Source organism: Roseateles chitinivorans, from assembly GCF_050632235.1.
Lineage (GTDB): Bacteria > Pseudomonadota > Gammaproteobacteria > Burkholderiales > Burkholderiaceae_C > Roseateles > Roseateles chitinivorans_A.
Window position 1 is genome coordinate 711486 of sequence record NZ_CP192584.1, and the last position, 21341, is coordinate 732826.

Here is a 21341-nt window from a genome sequence, read left to right on the forward strand (position 1 = left end):
GTCCTGGTGGTTACTGCGCCTCGAAGTAGGCCTGCTGGATGTCCCGGCCGAGCCGCGCCGAGTCCTCCAGGAATCCCGTCAGCCAGGGATGCAACCCCTGCTCGAGGATCTCGTCCACCGCACCATACTCCAGCCGCAGCGCCAGCCGGCCGGCGCTCTGCTTGACCTTGCGTCCCGCGTCCTCGTCGCCGCCGCGCGCCTCGATCTGCGGCAGCACCGAACGGATCTCGTCGCAGCACGCGCGCAGCGAGCGCGGCACGTCCGGGCGCAGGATCAGCAGCTCGGTCACGCGGCGGCCGTTCAGGCTGTCGCGGTAGGCCGCGTGGTAGGCCTCGAAGGCCGACAGCGAGCGCAGCAACGCGTTCCACGCATAGAAGTCGGGCGCGCTCTCGCTCGGCGCATCGACCGGCGCGAGCGTGTCCACCGCCGGCGCAATCAGCTGCGACTTCACGTCCAGCAGCCGCGCGGTGTTGTCCGCGCGTTCGACGAAGGTGCCCAGCCGGATGAAGCAGTAGGCGTCGTTGCGCTGCAGCGTCCCGTAGGTCGCGCCGCGGAACAGGTGGGAGCGCTCTTTCACCCAGTCGAAGAACGACGAGGGCTCGGCCACGCCCTTGCGCGCGAGTTCGCGGGCTTCCAGCCAGCTGGTGTTGATGGCTTCCCACATCTCGGCGGTGATCTGGCCGCGCACGGCGTGCGCGTTCTCGCGCGCCTGCCGGATGCAGGACAGCACCGAGGCCGGGTTCTCCAGGTCGATCCCCATGAAGCGGAAGAGCTGCTCCGCGCTCAGGCGCGGATGGCGCGCCTGGTAGGCCTCGAGCGTGCCGGTGACGGCCAGCGGCGCGGCGAGCTCCGTCGCGGCCCCGCGCGACTGCGGCAGCAGCGACAGCGAGTGCGTGACGTCGAGCATGCGCACCAGGTTCTCGGCGCGCTCCATGTAACGGCTCATCCAGTAGAGCTGTGCGGCGGTACGGCTGAGCATGATCAGTTCTCCAGGATCCAGGTGTCTTTCGTCCCGCCGCCCTGCGACGAGTTCACGACCAGCGAGCCCGCCTTCAGCGCCACGCGCGTCAGGCCGCCGGCGACCATGTTGACCTCGCGACCCGAGAGCACGAAGGGCCGCAGGTCGATGTGGCGCGGGGCGATGCCGCGCTCGACGAAGGTCGGGCAGCTCGACAGGCACAGCGTCGGCTGGGCGATGTAGTTGGAGGGATTGGCCTTGACGCGTTCCTTGAAGTCCGCGACCTCGGCCGCCGTCGAGGCCGGCCCGACCAGCATCCCGTAGCCGCCGGCGCCGTGGACTTCCTTGACCACCAGCTCGGCCATGTTGTTGAGCACGTGGTCCAGGTCCTGCGGCTTGCGGCACTGCCAGGTCGGCACGTTGTGCAGGATGGGTTCTTCGCCCAGGTAGAAGCGGACCATGTCCGGCACGTACGGGTAGATGGACTTGTCGTCCGCCACGCCGGTGCCGACCGCGTTGGCCAGCACCACGTGGCCCTGCTTGTAGACCGACAGCAGCCCCGGCACGCCCAGCATCGAATCCGACCGGAAGGCCAGCGGGTCGAGGAAGGCGTCGTCGATGCGGCGGTAGATGACGTCGACGCGCTTCGGTCCGACGGTGGTCCGCATGAACACGAAGCCGTCCTTGACGAACAGGTCCTGGCCCTCGACCAGCTCCACGCCCATCTGCTGGGCGAGGAAGGCGTGCTCGAAGTAGGCCGAGTTGAACGGCCCCGGCGTCAGCACGACCACGGTCGGGTTGTCGGCCAGGCTGGCCTGGCGCAGCGTGTTCAGCAGCAGCGCCGGGTAGTGCGCGACCGGCGCGATCGAGTACTTCGCGAACAGCTCCGGGAAGAGCCGCATCATCATCTTGCGGTTCTCCAGCATGTAGCTGACGCCGGAAGGCACGCGCAGGTTGTCCTCCAGCACGTAATAACCGCCGTCGGAATGTCGGATCAGGTCCACGCCGGTGATGTGGGCGTAGACGCCCAGCGGCAGGTCCAGCCCCTGCATCGCGGGCTGGTACTGCGCGTTGGCGAAGACCTGCTCGGCGGGGATCAGGCCGGCCTTCACGATCTCATGGTCGTGGTAGATGTCCCACAGGAAGCGGTTGAGCGCGGTGACGCGCTGGCGCAGGCCCCGCTCCAGCATCCGCCAGTCGTCGGCGGGGACGATGCGGGGCACGGTGTCGAAGGGGATCAGCCGTTCGGCGCCAGCCTCGTCGCCGTAGACGGCGAAGGTGATGCCGACCTTGTGGAACAGCAGGTCGGCTTCGGCCCGCTTCTTGGCCAGGGCGTCGGGCGTCTGCGCGTGCAGCCAGTCCGCGAAGGCCTGGTAGCTGGGCCGGATCGCGCCGCTTTGCAGCAGCATCTCGTCATAGTGGCCAGCGGCCGGAAGGGTCAGCGCATGCATGAGGTCTCCAGGGACGGACCGCCTCCGGGTGGCGGTCGGAAGGGGCCGGTTGCAAGCGCCGTGCCCACCCCCGTCCGGCGGGCGGGCCGGACGGGCCCCCAGCTTGACCGCTTTTGGTGCGCCTGCACAGCCCGCCCCCCGACGGTGCCCGGACAGGGTCGGGCTTTGCCCGCCGCTGGTGCAGTGGCACTATCCCGCGTTGCGGGCTGCGCCGGCTCTCGCTACAACTGCGAAGATGCACGACAACTCCCAGGTCCTGACGCCGCCTTCGGCGCCCGGCAACCCGAACGGCGCCGGCGGACCGGGCGCCGACGGCTTCGTTCCCCCGCGCGGCTCGCGCGCGTCGCTCGGCCGCTGGCTCACCGCCATGGTGCTGTCGGCGGTGGCGGCGGCCCTGCTGATCTCCGCGCTGCTGATCGAGAACTTCGCGCGCGCCCACGCCGAGCGCCGTGCGGTCGAGTCGCTGCGGCAGGTGGCGGTCGACTTCCGCGACGCCCTGGACCGCGGCATGGCGCAGCAGTTCAAGGAAGTCCGGGTGCTGGCGCAGCTGGAGCCCTTCCGCCGTTTCGACGACCCCGAGACGATGCGTCGCGCGCTGGACCAGGTGCAGGTCGGCTTCGATCACTTCGCGTGGCTGGGCGTCACCGACAGCCAGGGCAAGGTGCTGGCCGCCGCCGGCGGGCTGCTGGACGGCGTCGATGTCTCCAAGCGCCCGTGGTGGCAGGGCGCGAAGGGCGGCCAGCCCTTCGTCGGCGACGTGCACGCGGCGCTGCTGCTGGAGAAGCTGCTGCCGCGCCAGAACGAGCCCTGGCGCTTCGTCGACTTCGCGATCCCGCTGCTCGACCAGCGCGGTCAACTGCAGGGGGTGTTCGGCGTGCACCTGAGCTGGGGCTGGGCGCGCCAGATCAAGAGCGAGCTGATCGACGCGACCTTGTCGTCCCATCAGGCCGACGCACTGGTCCTCGGCAAGGACGGGGCGGTGATCCTGGGTCCCTCGGACCTGGAGGGCAAGAAGATGCCGATCGGCGCCGAGAACGGCCAGGGCCTGCGGCATCACGAGGCCGACGGTGTCGACTACTTCGCCGTCAGCGTGCCGAGCCAGGGCTACGGCCTGTACCCCGGCCTGGGCTGGATGGTGCTGGTGCGGCAGCCGGTGGCCGTGGCGCTGTCCGACTACTACGGGCTGCGCCGCCAGATCATGCTGTGCGCGATCCTGCTGCTGGCAGCGGCGGTGCCGCTGAGCTGGTGGCTGGCACGGCGCATGAGCCGGCCGCTGAACGAGCTGGCCGATGCGATCGCGCAACGCCGTCACCTGAGCGAGGACGCGCTCCCGGTCGTCGGCGGTTACCGCGAGGCGGCGGTGCTGTCGCACGCGCTGACCGACCTGGCGCACCGGCAGGCCGAGCAGGACCGCTCGCTGGCGGCACTGAACGCGTCGCTGGAGTTGCGCGTCGAGGCGCGCACGCTGGAACTGCACGAGGCGGTGCTGCGCCACGAGACCAGCGAGCGCCGCCTGCGCACGATCGCGGACAACCTCCCGGTGCTGATCTCCTACATCGATTCCGAGGAGCGGCTGCGTTTCCTCAATGCGACCTTCCGGACCTGGATGGGCATGGAGCCGGAGGCGGCGTTGGGCCGGACCTTGCTGGAGGTCATCGGCCCGGTGCTGCATGCCCAGCGGCAACCGTTCCTGAAGGCGGCGCTGGCGGGCGTGCGGCAGCGTTTCGAGACACGCTCGGAGACCAACGGGGTGGCGCGGGACATGCTCGCCGAGTACGTGCCCGACCTGCGCCCCGACGGCAGCGTCGCGGGCGTCTACACGCTGGCGACCGACATCACGCCGTTCAAGCAGGTCGAACGGGAGCTGGACCAGCTGAGCCGCGTCGACCCGCTGACCGGGCTGCCGAACCGGCGCCAGTTCGAGTCCCGCCTGTCCGAATCGATCGCCCGCACGCGGCGCAACCAGCGGACGATGGCGCTGATGTTCATGGACCTGGACCACTTCAAGCAGATCAACGATTCCCTGGGTCATGCGGCCGGGGATGTGGTGCTCCGCGCCTTCTCCGACCGCGTCCGCGGCGCGATCCGGGAGACCGACCAGCTCTGCCGGCTGGCCGGCGACGAGTTCGTGCTGATCCTGGAGAACCTGCATTCACCGCAGGAGGCGACGCTCGTCGCGGAGAAGGTGCTGGAGGTGGTGAAAGCCCCGCTGACCCTGCAGGGGCAGGCGCTGCAGCTGTCGACCAGCATCGGCATCGCCTGCCACGACGGCGGGGCGGAGGGCGACGTGGCGCTGCTCGGCCGCGCGGACGACGCGCTCTACGCCGCCAAGGCGGCCGGGCGCGGCGGCTGGCGGCTGGCGGACTGAGGCGCGACAGGTGCTGCGCCTCGGGCGGCATCAGGTGTAATGCGGACATGGTTGCCCGCTCGACTCCCGCCCGCTCCTCACCCCACCCGGCATCCGATCCGGCGCCCAAGCCGACGCTCAAGCTCCGCATGCGCGTCACCGTCGGCGACGTCATCGCCATCGGGCCCGGCAAGATCGCGCTCCTGGAAGCACTCGACGAAACCGGCTCCATCACCGCGGCAGCCAAATCCCTCGACATGTCCTACCGCCGCGCCTGGCTGCTCATCGATGAAACCAACCGCGCACTCAAGGAACCCGCGGTCGCCACCGCCGCAGGCGGCGCCAAGGGCGGCGGAAGCGCCCTCACCGACTCAGGACGGGCGTTGATCTCGCTCTATCGGCAGATCGAGGAGACCGCGCTCCAAGCCTGCAAGCCCGAGATCAAACAGCTGCTCAAACTGCTGGCCGGCTGAATACAGGCACGAGCGGCGCGCACGCCGGCAACGCCGGTGCCCCTCTCCGCTCACAGTCTTCGCTTCGCTCAGGGTTCGCTCCGAGGGGCACCGGCGTCGCCGGCTTCGAAGCACTGAGGTCATCGAGGTTCGTGGGGCCGGGAATGCTCGTGCGCGTGGCGAGCAGGCTCGTGTTCGGGCGGCGTCCTTCGCAATATCCTGGGATATATTGCGGCCACTTTCGTATCCATCCTTCGAGGGAATCGCCATGCGCCCGACCCCGTTCAAGTTCGCCCGCCGCGCCGCCGTGCTGACCCTCGCGCTGATGGCCGCCGGCCTCGCGCACGCCGCGGACGTGACCGTCTCCGCCGCCGCCAGCCTGACCAATGCGTTCAAGGAACTGGCACCGGCCTTCGAGGCCGCACATCCCGGCACGAAGGTGCAGTTCAACTTCGCCGCGTCGGACGCGCTGCTCGCCCAGATCGCCAAGGGCGCGCCGGTCGATGTGTTCGCATCGGCCGACCAGGAAACCATGGACAAGGCCCAGCAGCAGAAGCTGCTGGTCGAGGGCTCGCGTCGCAACTTTGTCAGCAACGCGCTGGTCGTGATCACGCCGGTGGAGAACGGCGTGACGCTGAAGTCGCTGGCCGAGCTGCAGCAGCCCGCCGTCAAGCGCATCGCCATCGGCAAGCCGGAAGGCGTGCCCGCCGGCCGCTACACGAAGGCCGCGCTGGAGAAGGCCAACCTGTGGGCCGCCATCGAGCCGAAAGCCGTCTTTGCGCAGAACGTGCGCCAGGCGCTGGACTACGTGTCGCGCGGCGAGACCGAGGCCGGCTTCGTCTACGCGACCGACGCCTTCGTGCTGAAGGACAAGGTCCGCATCCTGTTCAGCGTGCCGACCGAGACGCCGATCTCCTACCCGATCGCCGTCACCAACGGCGGCACGAACGCCGACGGCGGCAAGCAGTTCCTGGACTTCGTCGCCTCGGCCGCCGGCCAGGCGGTGCTGGCCAAGTACGGCTTCCAGAAGCCTTGAATGGCTGATCGGCCGATGACGTCCGGCTGAGGAGCGCCGTCCCCCGTGGAATCCGCCTGGATCGCACTCGCGCTGTCGCTGAAGGTCGCCGGGTGGGCGACCGCGCTCAACCTGGTGCTCGGCGTGGCTGCGGGCTTCGCGCTCGCGCGCCTGCGCTTTCCCGGACGGGAGCTGCTGGACGCGGTGCTGACGCTGCCGATGGTGCTGCCGCCGACCGTCCTCGGCTACTACCTGCTGGTTGTCATCGGCAAGCGCGGCTGGCTGGGCGCCTGGCTGTGGGACACCTTCGGCATCAACCTGATCTTCACCTGGCAGGGCGCGGTGATCGCGGCGACCATCGTCGCCTTCCCGCTGGTCATGAAGTCGGCGCGCGCCGCGTTCGAAGGCGTGGATCCGCAGCTGGAGCGCGCCGGCCGGGTGCTCGGGCTCGATGAATGGGCGCTGTTCTTCCGCGTGACGCTGCCGATGGCCTGGCGCGGCGTGCTGGCCGGCGTGCTGCTGGCCTTCGCCCGCGCGCTGGGCGAGTTCGGCGCGACGCTGATGGTCGCCGGCAGCATACCGGGCAAGACGCAGACGCTGTCGGTCGCGGTCTACGAGGCGGTGCAGGCAGGTCAGGACGACACCGCCAATCTGCTGGTGCTGATCGTGTCGCTGACCTGCATCGTGGTGCTGCTGGCCGCCGGACGCCTGGCCGGCCCGAGGAGTACCGCATGAGCTTCGAGGTCCGGATCCGCAAGCGGGTCGAGGGCGGCGGCCGAAGCTTCGAGCTCGACGTCGCCTTCAGCACCGAGGCCCGGCGCACGGTGATCTACGGGCCGTCGGGCGCGGGCAAGAGCCTGACGCTGCAGGCGATCGCGGGTCTGCTGAAGCCCGACGAAGGGACGATCTACGTCGACGGCCATCCGGTCTTCGACAGTGCGTCCCGCATCGACATGCCGGCGCGGGAGCGGCGACTGGGCTACCTGTTCCAGGACTACGCGCTGTTCCCGCAACTGACGGTGCGGCAGAACATCGCCTTCGGGCTGAAGCGCGGCTGGCGGAATCCGTCGCGCCACGACGGCGGCGAGGCGGTCGACCGCTGGCTCCAGGCCTTCGAGCTGGAGCGCGTCGCGCAGCAGCGGCCGCATCAGCTGTCCGGCGGGCAGCGCCAGCGCACCGCGCTGGCCCGGGCCCTGGTGAACGGGCCGCGCGCGCTGCTCCTCGACGAGCCGTTCTCCGCCCTCGATCCGGACCTGCGCGGCCGCATGCGGGCGGAGCTCGACACGCTGCTCGAGCGCATCGGCATGCCGATGCTGATGATCACGCATGACCCCGAGGACGTGGCGCGCTTCGGCGACCACCGCGTGGTGCTCCGCGACGGCAAGGTGCGCGACGTCGAACCGGAACGATCCTGACAGCACCTGCCCTCCGGACCCGGAGAATCGGGCGTCATGGAGAGCGACGACATGAGGCAGCCAGAGGAAGCCCCCGACCGGAGCCCGCGTCCGGAGGCGGACGGGGTCAGTCATTGCGACCTCGTCATGAAGGGGGCGTGACCAGCGGCGTGATCTATCCGCGGCTGGTGGCCGGCCTGTCTGCTCGATACCGGTTCAAGAACATCGGCGGCACCTCGGCGGGCGCGATCGCGGCCGGGGCCAGCGCCGCGGCGGAGTTCGGCCGCCAGCGCGGCCATGCCGCCGCGTTCGAGCGTCTGGCCCGCCTGCCGGAGGAACTCGGCACCGAATCGCCGGCGGCCCGGTCCCCGGGCGCAAGACCTGGCCCCGGTCGCAGCCGGCTGTTCACGCTCTTCCAGCCGGTTCCCGCCCTGCGCCGCCACTTCGAGGTGCTGACGCGGGCGCTCGGGAAGCCGGCGGGCGCGGCGGTGGCGTCGGTGCTCGCCGGCATGGTGGCGATGCATGGGCTCGTGGCACTCGCGATGGCCGGCGCCGGCGCGGTGCTGCTGGTGCCGTATGCCCGGTTGCTCCTGCCGGACAGCGGGTCCGGCCCGTGGACGACAGCGGCTGCCGTCGTCGGACTGGCGGTGGTGGCCGCGCTCCTGGCGGCGGCCGTGGTCGGTGTGGTCCTGATGCTCTTCACCCGAAGCCTGCTTCGCGGGCTCAGGGACAACGGCTATGGCCTGTGCAGCGGCCAGACGCAGTCGGGACAGACGGGGCAAGCCGGACAGGCCGCGCTCACCGACTGGCTGCATGGCTATTTCAACGAGCTGGCCGGCAAGAGCGTCGATGGACCGCCGCTGAGCTTCGGCGATCTGTGGGGGCCCGACCCGGCGACGCGCCGCATCAACCTCGAGGTGATCACGAGCGCGGTCAGCCAGCAGATGGTCTACAGCATCCCCTTCCGGCCCGGGACGCCGATGTTCTATTACGACCCGGCGGAGTGGTCGCGGCTGTTCCCGCCTGCGGTGATGGCAGCGCTGGCGGCCCCGTTCGACAAGGGGCATGACGGTCCGGTGATCGAGAGCGCCCAGGGCCGGGAGCTGCGCCCGCTGCCGCGGCACGGCGACCTGCCGGTGGTGGTCGCGATCCGGATGAGCCTGAGCTTCCCGCTGCTGCTGTCGGCGGTGCCGCTGTACGCGGTGGACTGGTCGCGCACCGCCAACCAGCGCACGCAGACCGCGGTGCGCGCCGCGTCGACCGCCGAGGAACGCCGCCGCCTGAGACTGCGCGCGACGCGGATCTGGTTCTCGGACGGCGGCATCGGCAGCAACATGCCGCTGCATCTGTTCGACGCGATGCTGCCGCGTCACCCGACCTTCGCGGTCAACCTGAAGCGTCCGCATCCGGACCATGCGATCGAGCCCGAGGGGCCGGGCAACGACAGCGGTCGGACCTATCTGCCCGAGGACGACCGGGGCGGCCGCCTGCGCCACTGGCCGGAGCCCGACCTCGTCGACGGCTGGGAGCAGCAGGCGCCGGACGCGCGGGAGAAGGCGCCGCTGGCGGGACTGACCGGCTTCCTGTGGAGCATCGTCGGCACGATGCAGAACTGGCGCGACGAGATCCTGTTCCCGACGCCGGGCTTCCGTGACCGCATCGTCCAGATCAGCCAGCGGCCCGACGAGGGCGGGCTCAACCTGACGATGCCCGCCGGCACGATCGCCGCGCTGGCGGAAGCGGGCGGCCTGGCCGCCGAGCGCCTGATCGCGCGGTTCCATCCCTTGGGCGCCGAGGGCGGCGCGGGCTGGGACAGCCACCGGCGCGCCCGGCTGACGACCTTCCTCGGCGTGATGCAGCCGGCGACGGTCGGACTGGCCGCGGCGATGGGATCGGGCGCCGGCGTCACCACAAGCAGGGGCACAGGCGCGGGGACGCCGGAGGACTGGCTGCTGCTGCTCGACACGGATGCGCGCTACCAGCGCTCGTCGGCGTTGCGGGCGGAGGCGGCTCGTTTCCTCACCGGTCTGGACGGCATCGGCGCGGCGACGCCGCGCAAGCTGTCGGGCCAGCCGCGCACGCTGGACCTGGGCTCGCTCAAGCCGATCCCGCAGGTGCGCCTGATGCCGCGGATCTGAGGATCGTCCGCGCCTCCGCCCCCTCGTTCCACGGGGGGCGACACGACTTAACGGCGGCTTGATATCGGTGTACGTTCGGGGTGCCAACATCGCGACGCGTCGGGTCCGATCTCCCTTCGGGCCGGCGTCCGAGGAGACAAGAATGATGTCCAACGCGAACGCCCGTGGATCCATCGGCCGGCGGCTGGGTCTGGTCCAGACCGCCGTGCTGGTGATTGCGCTGATCGGATCGGCGATGGGGTATTGGGGGCTGAGCCGCGTGGCGGCGCAGACCGAGGAGATGTACCTGGACGCGATCGTCACCGAGCGCGTGGCGTCCGACTGGTACCGCAACGTGTTCAACGGGGCGACGCGGACGACGGCCATCGCCGTCAGCGCGGACCCGAACCTGGCCACCTTCTTCACGCAGGCGGCCGCGACCTCGACGAAGGTCTCGACCGAGCTGCAGGAGAAGCTGGACCAGCAGCTGACCACGACCGAGGAGCGGGCCAACTTCAACCGCGTGATCGAGCTGCGCAAGACCTACCTGAAGGTCCGCGACACCATCACCGAGGCGAAGAAGCAGGGCGACATGGCGCGCGCGAAGCAGATCTTCGACGAGCAGTTCCAGAAGGCGTCCGGTGAGTACCTGGAAGGCATCCGGGTCGTGGCGCAGCAGCAGCGCGACCAGATCGACAGCGCGATGAAGGCGCTGGCCGAGACGAATGCGCGGGCGCGGATCGCGCTGGTGGTGTTCGGGCTCGTGGCGCTGGTAGCCGGCGGCGCGCTGGCCGTCTGGCTGGCGCGCTCGATCACGCGCCCGCTGGCGCAGGCGGCCGAAGTCGCCGATGCCATCGCGCGTTTCGACCTGACGGGACGCATCGAGACCGACGGCCGCGACGAGACGGGCCAGCTGCTGCGTTCGCTGGATGCGATGCAGGGTTCGCTGCTGCGCCTGATCGGCGAGGTGCGCGGGTCGACGGACAGCATCGGCACGGCGAGCGCGGAGATCGCCACCGGCAACATGGACCTGTCGGCGCGCACGGAGCAGACGGCGTCCAACCTGCAGCAGGCGGCGGCGTCGCTGACGCAGCTCACGGGCACGGTGCGGCAGACCGCGGATGCGGCGACGACGGCCAATCAGCTGGCGGGCTCCGCGGCGAAGACGGCGCAGCGCGGCGGCGCGGTCATGGGACAGGTCGTGGCGACGATGGGCGAGATCAGCGACAGCTCGCGCCGCATCGCCGACATCATCGGGACCATCGACGGCATCGCCTTCCAGACCAACATCCTGGCGCTGAACGCGGCCGTCGAGGCGGCGCGGGCGGGCGAGCAGGGCCGGGGCTTCGCGGTGGTGGCGAGCGAGGTGCGCTCGCTGGCGCAGCGCAGCGCGCAGGCGGCCAAGGAGATCAAGACGCTGATCGCCACCAGCGTGGACCGGGTGGAATCGGGCTCGCGGCTGGTCAGCGATGCAGGCACGACGATGAACGACATCGTGACCAGCGTGCAGCGGGTGACGGACATCATTGCCGAGATCCGCGCGGCGTCGCAGGAACAGAGCGATGGCATCAACCAGGTCAACGCGGCGGTGGGTCACCTGGACCAGATGACGCAGCAGAACGCGGCGCTGGTCGAGGAGGCCGCCTCGGCCGCGGAGAGCCTGAAGGATCAGTCGAAGCGGCTGTCGACGGCGATCGCGGTGTTCAGGTTGACCTGAGGTGGCCGGAGCCGCCCGGGCCGCCCGGTCGGTCCGTGGCGGAATGGCCGGCGAGGATCTCGGCCTCGCGCGCGGGCGCCAGCGTCGCCACCTGCTTGCTGGCGTCCCAGTCCGCCTCTCGCGGTGAGTTCGCCCAGGCCAGCGTGTCGGCGGCGGTCTCCTGGATCGGGCGGGTCGTGAGGCCTGCGGCAGCGGCGCGGGACGCGCCGCCCAGCAGCATGCCGCCGAAGGCCGGGTCCTCTTCGGGCAGCCACAACGGCAACCCGGTCCACGGCGCGACACCGAGCACGAGCAGCATGGCATCCGGCTTCCAGGTGAAGCGGGCGTCGCTGCCGGGCGCGGCGTGGAGGCAGGCGTCGAGCACCGCCTTCATCGACAGGCGCGGTCCGACCGCGTTGAACGTGCCGGTGGTGCGCGATTCCGCGAGCTTGACGCAGAACGCGGCGAGGTCGCGGACATCGATGACCTGCACCGGCCGCTCGGGGCGTCCGGGGGCAAGCACTTCGCCGCCGCGCGCGACGCGCGTCGGCCAATACGTGAATCGACCCGTGGGGTCATGCGGGCCGACGATCAGGCCCGGGCGCACGATCGCGTGCCGGTCGGGCAGCGCGCGGGCGAGCGCCTCTTCAGCCCGGGCCTTGAGTGGCCCATAGCCTTCGTTGCCCTCAGCCAGCGGCGTGGATTCGTCGAAGACGCGATGCGGCGGGAACTCGCCATGCGCCGAGATCGAGGACACGAACACCACATGCGGCGTGCCCGTGTCGAGCGCGGCGACGGTGCGTTCGACCTGCGCCGGGTTGAACGCGGAGCAGTCGATGACCGCATCGAACGCGCGGCCGTGCAGCGCGCTCATGTCGCCGTCGCGATCCCCGATGAGGCGTTCGACCTCGGGGAATAGACCTGCCCCGCGCCGCCCGCGATTCAGTATGGCGACCGTGTGCCCGCGCGCCAGCGCGGCGGTGATGACGTGGCGACCGAGGAAGACGGTGCCGCCGAGGATGAGGAGGCGCATGGCGTTCTGTTCCTTGGTGGGAGTGACCTCAGTGTCCATCTTTCGCGCTGTCAGAACGGGAGCGCCATCCCGCTGGCGCGCGCTGTGTCGAAGAGTTGCTTCGCGAGGTGATAGTCGGCGATGTCATTGGCCAGACTCGTGACGCAGAAGTCGTAAAGGTTGTCTTCGGCGTCGCGATAGACCAGGACGAATTGAGTGCACGACTCCCGCGAGTTCTGGGAAAAGAGCAGCCTCGCGGAGAAGTTTTTTGCCGTGCAGAAGACAGCGTCGAAATAGTCGTACGTCCACGGGAGCTCTCCGGCTTCGGTGCGCTGCACGAGCTCGGAAATGAAGCGGCGGATCTTGTCGGGGAACATGGTTCGAAGACCTCTTGGCGGGTGTGAAGCCAATTCCAGCGAGGACTTGACCTGAGACCGGTCGCGCTGGAACAGAGGTGCGGAACTCTAGGGAAATCCGTTTGCGGAGCAATCGCACAAATGGCGGCACCCGCACGAGCGAATTTGCGTGTCGGTGGGGCCGCCGATGGGGGATTCCGCAAGTAGACCTGGCTGTGGTCCGATCCTTCACCCACCTTTGACGACTGATAGTTTCGGGAGAACCGAATGGCGACAGACCGTCAGCGCATCCTGATTCTCTGCAAGACCTATCCCTCTCCGAGTTCGCGGTATGTCGAGACGTCTTGTGTCGCTGGCATGTCTGAGGACGGCCGGTTGATCCGTCTGTTCCCGGTGCCTTTCCGGCTCGTCGAGGATGACCAGCAGTTTAAGAAGTGGCAATGGGTTCGGGCACGGGTGCGTCGCGCGCAGGACGATGCTCGGCCGGAGAGTCACCGAGTGTCGGTGGATACGCTCCAGCTGGACGGAGAGCCGATATCTACGCGCGATTACTGGATGGCTCGACGTGAGGCCATCAGGAGCGTTCCCGTGTTCGATTCCTTCGAAGCCCTCGACGCGACGCGCGAGACTGAAGGTGTGACGTTGGGACTCGTACGTCCAAGCCGGCTCTTGGGATTGGACATTACGCCGGTGGATAACGCGGACTGGACGGAGGATGAGAAGCTGAAACTGTTGCAGGAGCAGCAGCAGGAGAGCTTGCTCGATCTCCATGAAGAGCGGCGGACGTTGGCTACTCTGAAGAAGTTACCCTTCGACTTTCACTACCGCTACGAATGCCGAACCGAGGCTGGGACTGCCGAGTTCAAGCACAAGCTTGTGGACTGGGAGGCTGGAGCGTTGTACTGGCACGTGCATCGCCAGCATGATTGGCAGACCGCGTTCCGACAGAAATTCGTCACCGAATTTCGCAACCGAGAAGTGCTCTTCCTGATGGGCACCATTCATCGCTTTCCGAAGCAGTGGCTGATCGTCAGCGTGCTATATCCGCCTAGGCTGCCAGACGCGTTGGCACGTCAGCAATCACTGTTTTAGCCGTCAGATGCCGAATGGCCGGCGCGCCCGCATCGTGAGCCGCGCGCGCGACATAGGTGCGGTGGCAGAAGCCGAAATCCGCCTCGAAGCAGACGAGGCAGGTTGTCTGCGCCGATGTCGTCAGCGCCAGGTCTTGGATGACGGCTGTCTGCAGGGCCAGATGTGCGTGAAAACCATCCGTGTAAGCCTGCCAATCGCCGTCGGCCCTGTAGCGGTTCCTCACGGGCTTGGGGCAGCCCAATGCGGGGCGGTGCTCGTAGGCAACTCCGGCCGCAGCGAGCCCTTCCCGGAACGCTGTCTTGGAGAACCCCTTCTTTCGCGACAGCGGCAATTCACGCACGTCAACAACCAGTTGAACGCGAGCCTCCTTCAAGCGCGCGATGAACGCCTCGATGGTCAAGCCCTCATAGCCGAAGGTGTAGAGCGCGGTGGCTGCCATGGTGTCTGCTGAGTGTGCCTTCATCGCGGCGTGCCGATCTTTATCCAGGAGACGGAAATGCGACATGCGGGCCGCGCGCGTCCGGGCGCAAAAAGCCCGGGCGTTGCCGGGCTGTCTGGCTGGGTGAGGCGCTTGTGGATTCCGGGAAATCATGATCGCGACTTCCGGCAGTTCAACGCCGGAAAGGTGGCCTGCTGACCAAGATTTTGGACTCGCTTCCGGATGGCTTCTGGCAAATCGTGAGCGCGAGCATTTGATGTTCCGGCAATACTTGTTCATCAAGCTCTCGGATTTTTCCGCCATTTCGATCGTCCGCGCGGGAGGCAAATATCCCTTCTGGGCTTTACGGATGGGCGGATGGAGCGTGGTGGAGGATCGCCTCAGCTCGGATCTGAACGCTCGCAGCTCCTGCTCCGCCTTTCGCTCAGAAGTTCGTAACGTTGCCTCCCTGAGAGGCGACGGAGTTTTGGCCTGTGAGGGACGCACGGGGTTAGATGAATGCGCAAACCAGCCGCGCCTCTTTCTGTCAAAAGGCACCCAAGGGAGCGCCTCCGCGCGATAAGCTCGGGCGCCATACATCTTTCGCTAGGGAAACTTCATTTTCTTTACGACTGGCCTGTTTTTTCCCCATGCCGGCGCCATCCAAACCGCAAAGCCACGACCGTTTCCCTCTGACAAGAATCTTGGGAAGCGCCGGAAATGTGCGAGTACTTCGAGTGTTGGCCACGGACCGAATGGAGCACTCGGCGTCGCATCTGGCCCGCACTGCAGGCCTGTCACCACAGGGCACCCGATTGATTCTGGAAGTTCTGACTCAGCAAAAGTTGGTGAAGGTGCACGGGACGGGGCGAAGCCAGCTGTACTCCCTGAACAGTGCCAGCCCATTGGCGAACGCGCTCGTTGGGCTGTTTCTCTCAGAGCAGCAACGCTGGGATGGTGTTGTCGCAACTATCCGTGACTTGCTCGCCAAACATGGGGGCCACGTATTGTCAGCTTGGCTCTACGGAAGCGTGGCCTGCGGCGAGGACACGGCGTACAGCGACGTGGACATCGCACTGCTGGTCTCGAATCCGTCAGCGGCCGAAGTAGTCCGCGAAGAGCTCGCGGAATTGGCCTTGGCGCAGCAACTCCGCATCTCAGTAACAGCGTTGACTCCTCGCGACCTAGCCGCTGTGCTACCGGATGACCAGTGGTGGGTTGGCGTCCTACAAGATGGAAGAGTGCTCAAGGGAGTGTCTCCTCACGTCGCCAAGCGCCAAGCTGAGCGAGCGCGCGAATAAGGAACGGCTCGCCAAGCGTTCCCTCGGAGACCGCTTCAGGCTGACTGCGGTCCCCTGTCTTAGCGCCCCAATGACTGCTCCTGCCGTTGGCGGTCATTCGTACTCAAAGTCTTGGACACCAACACGAGGGCGCTCAGGTGGCACGTGGCCAATCTTCGGGCACCAACTTGAGTCCGTCACGCCATCGCTCCCTCAACGAGGCTTGGAAACGGGTGTCATCGCTGAAGTCGGGGTGATCCGTGATGATCACCTGGAACTTGCCGTCCAAGCTGGCGACCACGTCAAAGATCAGGCCGAAGAGGCGCTTCACGGCCTTGCGATCGGCGTCGATTTTCTCCTGAGTTACTCCCTCGCCTGGCACCGTGTCGGGAGAGAAGTGCGCCTGCGACAGCTGGTCCAATAGCAGGAAACATGGCACCGGCCGACCGCGACTCGCGAACCAGGTGTGCAGGGCCAGGTGCGCCACGATGTGATAGCCGACATGGTTCTCGCCACTGCCGATCTCGCGCATCGGCACCGGCCGCTCCGGTGTGTCCGCCACGATGGTCAGGTTGCGAGGGTCTAGGCGCAAGGGTGTATCGGAATACTCCAGGTCGATCTGCTTGGCGTAGTTCCACAGATGCTGGTTGACGTTGGACAGGCAGGACTCCATCTTGGCCTGGATGGTGTCAGCACCGACCGCCTCGTCGAGTAGCACCTCTTGCCGCCGCAGCTCCTTCAGTCGCTCCTGCTGCTCACTGAGGTCCGGCATTTGCGGGATGTTCTCCATGTACAGGCTGATCCGGCCGAGCACCATGGCTCGTCGCGCTTCCATGTCCAAGGCCAGTTGCAGACGTTCGTTGCCCCGCTTGACCGCTGTCAGCAGGACGCGGTTGTCTTCCATGCGGCGCCGCACATCCGAGAGCTTGGTCTCGACATCCTGGATGGCGGTCTCGATGCGTGGAGTCGCCGAATCCATCGCGCCACTGCGTTCGCCGATGTAGTCCTGGGCGGCCCGCAGGTCGCCGATCGACGGAACTTGCGAGGCTTCGGGCAGTCCTTGTAGACACAACGGGCAGGCATGTCCTGGCTGGTCATGCTCGAAGACGCTCACCGCTTGTAGGCGCGCAGTGTGTTCTCGCGCTTCCGCCGAATAGCCCTTCGAACTGCCTTCGAAGCTGCGGGCACGCTCAAGCGTGGACTGCAAGGTGCGCTGCTCCTGCAGGAGTTCACTGCGCACGGTGGAGAGCCTGCGGAACTCGCCGTCGCCGTCGACCTCTGCCGCCGCCGAGGGCACCGGCCTGTTCTGAATCTCGCGGAGTGTGTCGAGCTTTTCTTGCCAGGTTGCGCTATCGGGGAGTTCGCTCATTCCGACCGATTTGGCTTCGGCTAGCAGCGTGTCTGCGCGACCCACGCCATCGCCTCGGATCGCGGCGGCTTCCGCAAGCCGGCGGTCGATCTGACGGATCTCTGAGCGAACGCGCTTAAGCTCCTGCTGATTGGCGACGTAGTCGTCGGTAACTGCACCCAGGAAGTAGGGCAGGGTGTCCTTGATCGCCTGCGCTACGAATCGATCACTGGAGCCATGGAACAGGTGTTTACGCTGCGCGATCTCGTTCTGCGATTGGAAGCAGAACGTGAGCGCATGGCTGATGGTGGCAGCCAGCGCGTCGCGCGTCTGCCCAGCCGGCGGTTCGTGCAGGTAGTCCGACAACCCAGTCCACGAGGCCAGCAGCGAACGCAGTCCCTCTCGGTTGGTCGTCTGGCGCAGCGCCGATGCGGGGGAATGTGGACCTCCGTGTCGGTTTGAACGTAGACCGCCTCGCTGGACTTGCCGTCCCCTGTCGGCAACTGGCGGGCCACAAACGCCTGACCACGCGGTGTCTGCAGCAGCAACGCAAACCAGGCCACGTTGCGGCGCACCTTGCCCTCGGGCACGTCGATCTCCTTAGCCCCAAAGCAGTAGTCGATGATGCCCAGGATGGCCGACTTGCCGGTGCGCGAGTCTCCGGAAATGATATTGACGCGGCCTGGTTCGAAGGGCACCACGCGGTGGCGTCCGTCGTGGCTGTAGATCACCACGGCGCGAATCTGAATCATGCTTGAACTCCCAATAGCGCCAACACGGTTGGGGGCGCGCCCGCCTTGCACAGCCAACGACCGACGAACATGGCCTGGCGCATGCAGTCCCTCACTTCAATGGTCGATGCGCTGAGGTAGGTTTTGATCTTCTTGGCTTGCGATTCGCCGGCGGCAATCCGGCGACCATCCAGCGCGAGCAGCTGGTGCTGTGCGCCGAACAGCAACGCCTCGCGGACCGTCTGCCGCAACACGACCACGCCCTTGGCGACGGCCGATCGCTCCAGCGGGTGATCGTGCACCCAGGTGGCCAGCGAACTCGTGATCGTGCGAGGCAATTGTTCCCGCGTCTGGCCACGCAGGACAAGGCTCGCGCCCACGAAGGCCAGCTCAAACGGCAGTGTCTGTTGGCCAGTGCCGAGCGTCGTTGCCTCCGTGGCGTAGCCACGCGCGAGATGCCACACCGCGACGGCGCAGAACGCGGGGTTGAGCAGGTTGCGCTGCTCGATGGTGCGATCCTGCCAAGCTGTCATGCAGTCTTCCCCTGCGCGGCCGCGTCGAGGACGGCTTTCAGCCGGGTCTCGAACTGTGGATGCCAGCCCACGCGCATATCCTCTGCAAGCATGTGCAGCGAACCGCGGCAGACCCAAGGGACATTGACACCCGAACGGATGGAAATATGGGCGTCTTCTGCCCACTTCAGGAGGGCGCGCCCCGCCTGTGCCATTGCCGCATCGGTAGCGTCCGGGCCGAGCTCGTCGCAGACCTGGCCGTACTGCAGCTCCCATTCGGCCTGCAGGCGCTTGTCGTACTTGTCCAGGTCGGCATCGAACAGCAGGTCGTGGCGGGCCCAGGCAGAGCGTTGCCGGAAGGCTTGCAGATAGCTGGTGATCGCGTTGCGCATGCGCAGCTGGCTACCGCTGACCAGTTCGACCTGTTTGTAAAACGGGCGATCAGCGAATTCCGGCAGTTGTTCTAGCGCGACCATCAGCGCGTCGAGGTCTTCATCGATCGGCAGGGCGTCGGATTTCAGCGATTCCTGGATTTCCGAGATCTGCGCGTCGATCTCGGCGCGAGGGATCCCGCCCTCCGGGTGGACCAGTTCATTCAGCACCCGCTTGAACCACCAACCTTCGAGCATCTGCACCGACAGCGCCTGATGGTTTAGCGAGACATGGTAGAGCTCGGACTGCAACTGCTCTGTAATCTCGACGGCGTCTGGCTGCGACGGGATCACGTAGACCCGTGCCAGCAGGGCTTCGCGCTCAGCTTCCTCCAGTGCGAGGTAGGCCTCGAAAGCCGGCTTGAGCTCGCTGTTGGTAGAACTGGTCGCTGCATGCTTGAGTCGCTTGGCGGCCTCAGCCACGTCGCGGTCGAGGCCCTCTATACCCAGGGCGGCGCATGCGCTTCCGGGCGCGGCCGCAGCGGTGGTGATCAGGAAGCGCGCTGTGCCAAGCGGGATTTCACCGCTGGACAGGCCCACCAGCCAGACGCGCAGTGTCTTCCACAGCTCGGCGCTCAGATCGGTCAGGGTCGCAGCCGCCATAAGCGAATGTTTGGCCTGCAGCACCGCCAGTGGTTCTCCGCCGACTTCGAAACTCACGTCGTCCAATGTCTCCAGGCTGACAACGAAGTCGCTGGTACGGCTGCGCCGGATTGCCCAAAGCAGGGCGAGCCGGACCTGGTACAGGTAGCCCACCATCGACGGCGCTGCGCCGAAGGTGGAGATGCTGGGCGGGATCATGGTGGATGCCTCCTGTCCTGAATTCGAGCTAAGCCACCGCAATGCGCGGCACGCCGGCCTTGTCGAGCAATTCGTAAAGCGGCGCGACCTTCGTTCGCTGGCCGCGCTCGGGCGAGTAGGAGAAGATCACCCGCTGCTTAGCGCGGGTGAATGCGACAAAGAATCCGGCCGTTGCATCGACCGGGTCCTGGGTGTAGCTCCACCAGGCATCGTCATCGAGCCCGACGAAAATGACGGTGTGGTACTCCAGGCCTTTGCTCTTGTGCAGAGTCATCAGAGGGAGCGCGTTGGCGCCCTCATACGCGTCCAGCGCTGCACGCCAGTCCTGCGCTTGCGCGGCGCTGGCCAGCAGGTGCAGCACGACGCTGTTCTCCACCTCGGCGAACCAGTCTCCCTGGCCATAGGGCGCGTGCGTGGCGACTAAGGCGTTTGGATCCAGGAATGCCAGCACCGCCTGGACCATGGACCGGGCTTGCGCTTCGCTGGATGGGGGCTGTGGATGCTGCCGGAGAAATCCACTGGCGAAGCCGTCCAGATCGCGGGCCAGCGCGCGCCGGGCTCGGTCATCGGTGGGGTCAACGCCGCGCAACTCGGCCAACGCATGCTGGGCCTCGCTCCAGCTCGTTCCACCGCTTGCGGCGCAGGCCAGGCGCAGCATCACGAGCACCAACTCCGAAAGCGGCTCCGTCAGCAACTCCTGCAGCATCTGGCTGCCGACATAAGCGGCTTCGTTGCGGACAGGGATGCCTGCGGCGGCGAAAGCGGGCGTAAGCACTTGGGCATAGTCCTCGGTCTTCTGCCGGACCAGCAACACGAAATCGGTGGGCTGCAGGCCGTGCTCGCGCATTTGCCCTGCGACGTAGGCTGCGAGCGTGCTGGCCTCCGCCTGCGTGCTGGTGAAGTCCCAGATGGAACAGCAGGCGTCGGAGATCGCTGACTTGGCCTTGGATTCTGGGCGCGCTGCATTCGCGTCCAGGGCCTGCGCCAGCACGTGCTGAATGCGGACCAGTTCGGGCGATGAGCGGTAGTTGCTGAGCAGCGGGATGCGCTTCGCCGCGAAGGACTGCTCAAGGGCGCCGAACGGGTCATCCATTGCGAGCGCGAAGCGCATGATCTGCTGCTTGTTGTCGCCCACGGCCGTCATGACCGTCGAGGTGCCGAGGAAGATGGTCTGCACCAGATCGAGCTGGGCCTGGGTGGTGTCCTGGAATTCATCCATGAACACATGCGAATAGGTCAGGGCCAGAGCATGGCGTACTGCTGCGTTGATGCGGACCAAGAGCTCGGCCAAGCGGCTGAGCATGGGGAAGGACAGGTAGCTGCGCTCGGCGCTGCGCAACTGTTGATCCCAAAAGCGCTGACCTGCCCAGCGGCCGGCCGTGGTGGTGGGCCAGCCGGCTTCCGGCAGGGTGGCGTCGAGGACATGGCGCCGCTCGAACGCGGCGGCCGGGATGGTCTGAACGGCCGCGGCTCCGAATGGGTTGTCCTGCGCGTGCCCCACACGTCGCAGGAAGTCGATCCAGTAGGCCTTCTTCGGAAACAGGATGCCGTAGTCGGCTGTCGGCCGCCAGCGGTCCGGCAGTGCTTGGCCGAAACGATCGACAAGGCTTTTGGCGAATGCGTCGAACGTCAGGGAGTCAAAGCGCCTCGCGTGATCCGCGTGGCAGCGCTGGCGCACGCGGCGGGACAGATTGCGCGCGGCGTCGCGCTTGAAGCTGATCGCCAGGATGCGCTGCGGGGCGGGGAGGCGCCCGTCTGCAAGAGAAAGGCCGCCCGCTGCGCCAGCAACTCCGTTTTGCCGGCGCCCGGTCCAGCGAGCACCGAACAGTGCTCGCTGGAGTGCACCACAGTCAGCGCATTCGGCTCAAGACTGTCGACGCCCACCGGCAGCCAGTCGGCCGCTGGGATGCGCCGCGGCGGCAAGGCCATG

19 protein-coding genes are annotated in these 21341 nt (G+C 67.3%); 9 read left to right on the forward strand and 10 right to left on the reverse strand.

The window, feature by feature from the left end; genetic code table 11:
* Positions 1–10 precede the first annotated feature (10 nt).
* Together ACQ859_RS03125 and ACQ859_RS03130 are read right to left on the reverse strand one after the other, a co-directional pair.
* Positions 11–979 (reverse strand): alpha-E domain-containing protein, encoded by a 969-nt coding sequence (locus ACQ859_RS03125; RefSeq protein WP_431264572.1) that lies wholly within the window; start codon positions 977–979, stop codon positions 11–13.
* Between the two features lie 2 nt (positions 980–981).
* Positions 982–2409, reverse strand: a complete 1428-nt coding sequence (locus tag ACQ859_RS03130; RefSeq protein WP_431264573.1) for a circularly permuted type 2 ATP-grasp protein — start codon at positions 2407–2409, stop codon at positions 982–984.
* A 235-nt stretch (positions 2410–2644) separates the two neighbouring features.
* Between ACQ859_RS03130 and ACQ859_RS03135 the strand changes: the two genes are divergently transcribed.
* The 7 genes from ACQ859_RS03135 (at position 2645) to ACQ859_RS03165 (ending at position 11451) form a co-directional block, all read left to right on the forward strand.
* Positions 2645–4777 (forward strand): diguanylate cyclase domain-containing protein, encoded by a 2133-nt coding sequence (locus ACQ859_RS03135; RefSeq protein ID WP_431264574.1) that lies wholly within the window; start codon positions 2645–2647, stop codon positions 4775–4777.
* Between the two features lie 128 nt (positions 4778–4905).
* Positions 4906–5229, forward strand: coding sequence for a winged helix-turn-helix domain-containing protein (locus ACQ859_RS03140; RefSeq protein WP_431264575.1), 324 nt, complete (start codon positions 4906–4908; stop codon positions 5227–5229).
* A gap of 247 nt (positions 5230–5476) precedes the next feature.
* On the forward strand, positions 5477–6244 hold the full coding sequence (modA, locus tag ACQ859_RS03145; RefSeq protein WP_431264576.1) for a molybdate ABC transporter substrate-binding protein: 768 nt from the start codon (positions 5477–5479) through the stop codon (positions 6242–6244).
* A gap of 45 nt (positions 6245–6289) precedes the next feature.
* A complete protein-coding gene (gene modB / locus ACQ859_RS03150) occupies positions 6290–6958 on the forward strand; it encodes a molybdate ABC transporter permease subunit (RefSeq protein ID WP_431264577.1) in 669 nt (222 codons plus the stop codon).
* Positions 6955–7638, forward strand: a complete 684-nt coding sequence (locus tag ACQ859_RS03155; protein ID WP_431264578.1) for a sulfate/molybdate ABC transporter ATP-binding protein — start codon at positions 6955–6957, stop codon at positions 7636–7638. The genes modB and ACQ859_RS03155 overlap by 4 nt, the downstream gene beginning before the upstream one ends.
* 137 nt (positions 7639–7775) lie before the next feature.
* Entirely contained in the window at positions 7776–9755 is a 1980-nt protein-coding gene (locus tag ACQ859_RS03160; RefSeq protein ID WP_431264579.1) for a hypothetical protein, read from the forward strand.
* Positions 9756–9897: 142 nt separating this feature from the next.
* Positions 9898–11451 (forward strand): methyl-accepting chemotaxis protein, encoded by a 1554-nt coding sequence (locus ACQ859_RS03165; RefSeq protein ID WP_431264580.1) that lies wholly within the window; start codon positions 9898–9900, stop codon positions 11449–11451.
* Here ACQ859_RS03165 and ACQ859_RS03170 read toward each other — a convergent pair.
* Entirely contained in the window at positions 11438–12463 is a 1026-nt protein-coding gene (locus ACQ859_RS03170) for an NAD-dependent epimerase/dehydratase family protein (protein ID WP_431264581.1), read from the reverse strand. The two genes, ACQ859_RS03165 and ACQ859_RS03170, sit on opposite strands and share 14 nt — an antisense overlap.
* A gap of 50 nt (positions 12464–12513) precedes the next feature.
* The gene (locus tag ACQ859_RS03175) at positions 12514–12819 is read right to left on the reverse strand and encodes a hypothetical protein (RefSeq protein ID WP_431264582.1); all 306 of its coding nucleotides are present in this window, start codon (positions 12817–12819) and stop codon (positions 12514–12516) included.
* Between the two features lie 246 nt (positions 12820–13065).
* Between ACQ859_RS03175 and ACQ859_RS03180 the strand changes: the two genes are divergently transcribed.
* Entirely contained in the window at positions 13066–13890 is an 825-nt protein-coding gene (locus tag ACQ859_RS03180) for a hypothetical protein (RefSeq protein ID WP_431264583.1), read from the forward strand.
* Here the strand turns inward: ACQ859_RS03180 and ACQ859_RS03185 are convergent.
* Positions 13847–14632 carry a DUF488 family protein gene (locus ACQ859_RS03185; RefSeq protein WP_431264584.1) on the reverse strand — a complete coding sequence of 262 codons (786 nt, stop codon included), beginning with the start codon at positions 14630–14632 and terminating at the stop codon, positions 13847–13849. The two genes, ACQ859_RS03180 and ACQ859_RS03185, sit on opposite strands and share 44 nt — an antisense overlap.
* 326 nt (positions 14633–14958) lie before the next feature.
* Between ACQ859_RS03185 and ACQ859_RS03190 the strand changes: the two genes are divergently transcribed.
* Entirely contained in the window at positions 14959–15609 is a 651-nt protein-coding gene (locus tag ACQ859_RS03190) for a methyltransferase family protein (RefSeq protein ID WP_431266451.1), read from the forward strand.
* 133 nt (positions 15610–15742) lie between these two features.
* On the opposite strand, the gene ACQ859_RS03195 is transcribed toward ACQ859_RS03190, so the two are convergent.
* The 5 genes from ACQ859_RS03195 to ACQ859_RS03215 all read right to left on the reverse strand — a co-directional run bounded on the left by ACQ859_RS03195 (position 15743) and on the right by ACQ859_RS03215 (position 21340).
* On the reverse strand, positions 15743–17302 hold the full coding sequence (locus tag ACQ859_RS03195; RefSeq protein ID WP_431264585.1) for a DUF3732 domain-containing protein: 1560 nt from the start codon (positions 17300–17302) through the stop codon (positions 15743–15745).
* A gap of 382 nt (positions 17303–17684) precedes the next feature.
* Positions 17685–18200, reverse strand: a complete 516-nt coding sequence (locus ACQ859_RS03200; RefSeq protein ID WP_297379727.1) for a three component ABC system middle component — start codon at positions 18198–18200, stop codon at positions 17685–17687.
* Positions 18197–19411 carry an ABC-three component system protein gene (locus ACQ859_RS03205; RefSeq protein ID WP_431264586.1) on the reverse strand — a complete coding sequence of 405 codons (1215 nt, stop codon included), beginning with the start codon at positions 19409–19411 and terminating at the stop codon, positions 18197–18199. Before ACQ859_RS03205 ends, ACQ859_RS03200 begins: the two co-directional genes overlap by 4 nt.
* A 28-nt stretch (positions 19412–19439) precedes the next feature.
* The gene (locus ACQ859_RS03210; protein ID WP_431264587.1) at positions 19440–21089 is read right to left on the reverse strand and encodes a 3'-5' exonuclease; all 1650 of its coding nucleotides are present in this window, start codon (positions 21087–21089) and stop codon (positions 19440–19442) included.
* Positions 21041–21340 carry a UvrD-helicase domain-containing protein gene (locus ACQ859_RS03215; protein ID WP_431266452.1) on the reverse strand — a complete coding sequence of 100 codons (300 nt, stop codon included), beginning with the start codon at positions 21338–21340 and terminating at the stop codon, positions 21041–21043. Before ACQ859_RS03215 ends, ACQ859_RS03210 begins: the two co-directional genes overlap by 49 nt.
* Position 21341 lies beyond the last annotated feature (1 nt).

Bases quoted from the DNA above. Each gene is read 5' to 3' on its own strand.
- ACQ859_RS03125 (WP_431264572.1), bottom strand. From the start codon at position 979: ATGCTCAGCCGTACCGCCGCACAGCTCTACTGGATGAGCCGTTACATG.
- ACQ859_RS03130 (WP_431264573.1), bottom strand. From the start codon at position 2,409: ATGCATGCGCTGACCCTTCCGGCCGCTGGCCACTATGACGAGATGCTG.
- ACQ859_RS03135 (WP_431264574.1), top strand. From the start codon at position 2,645: ATGCACGACAACTCCCAGGTCCTGACGCCGCCTTCGGCGCCCGGCAAC.
- ACQ859_RS03140 (WP_431264575.1), top strand. From the start codon at position 4,906: ATGCGCGTCACCGTCGGCGACGTCATCGCCATCGGGCCCGGCAAGATC.
- modA (WP_431264576.1), top strand. From the start codon at position 5,477: ATGCGCCCGACCCCGTTCAAGTTCGCCCGCCGCGCCGCCGTGCTGACC.
- ACQ859_RS03155 (WP_431264578.1), top strand. From the start codon at position 6,955: ATGAGCTTCGAGGTCCGGATCCGCAAGCGGGTCGAGGGCGGCGGCCGA.
- ACQ859_RS03165 (WP_431264580.1), top strand. From the start codon at position 9,898: ATGATGTCCAACGCGAACGCCCGTGGATCCATCGGCCGGCGGCTGGGT.
- ACQ859_RS03170 (WP_431264581.1), bottom strand. From the start codon at position 12,463: ATGCGCCTCCTCATCCTCGGCGGCACCGTCTTCCTCGGTCGCCACGTC.
- ACQ859_RS03175 (WP_431264582.1), bottom strand. From the start codon at position 12,819: ATGTTCCCCGACAAGATCCGCCGCTTCATTTCCGAGCTCGTGCAGCGC.
- ACQ859_RS03180 (WP_431264583.1), top strand. From the start codon at position 13,066: ATGGCGACAGACCGTCAGCGCATCCTGATTCTCTGCAAGACCTATCCC.
- ACQ859_RS03185 (WP_431264584.1), bottom strand. From the start codon at position 14,632: ATGGCGGAAAAATCCGAGAGCTTGATGAACAAGTATTGCCGGAACATC.
- ACQ859_RS03190 (WP_431266451.1), top strand. From the start codon at position 14,959: ATGCCGGCGCCATCCAAACCGCAAAGCCACGACCGTTTCCCTCTGACA.
- ACQ859_RS03200 (WP_297379727.1), bottom strand. From the start codon at position 18,200: ATGACAGCTTGGCAGGATCGCACCATCGAGCAGCGCAACCTGCTCAAC.
- ACQ859_RS03205 (WP_431264586.1), bottom strand. From the start codon at position 19,411: ATGATCCCGCCCAGCATCTCCACCTTCGGCGCAGCGCCGTCGATGGTG.
- ACQ859_RS03215 (WP_431266452.1), bottom strand. From the start codon at position 21,340: ATGGCCTTGCCGCCGCGGCGCATCCCAGCGGCCGACTGGCTGCCGGTG.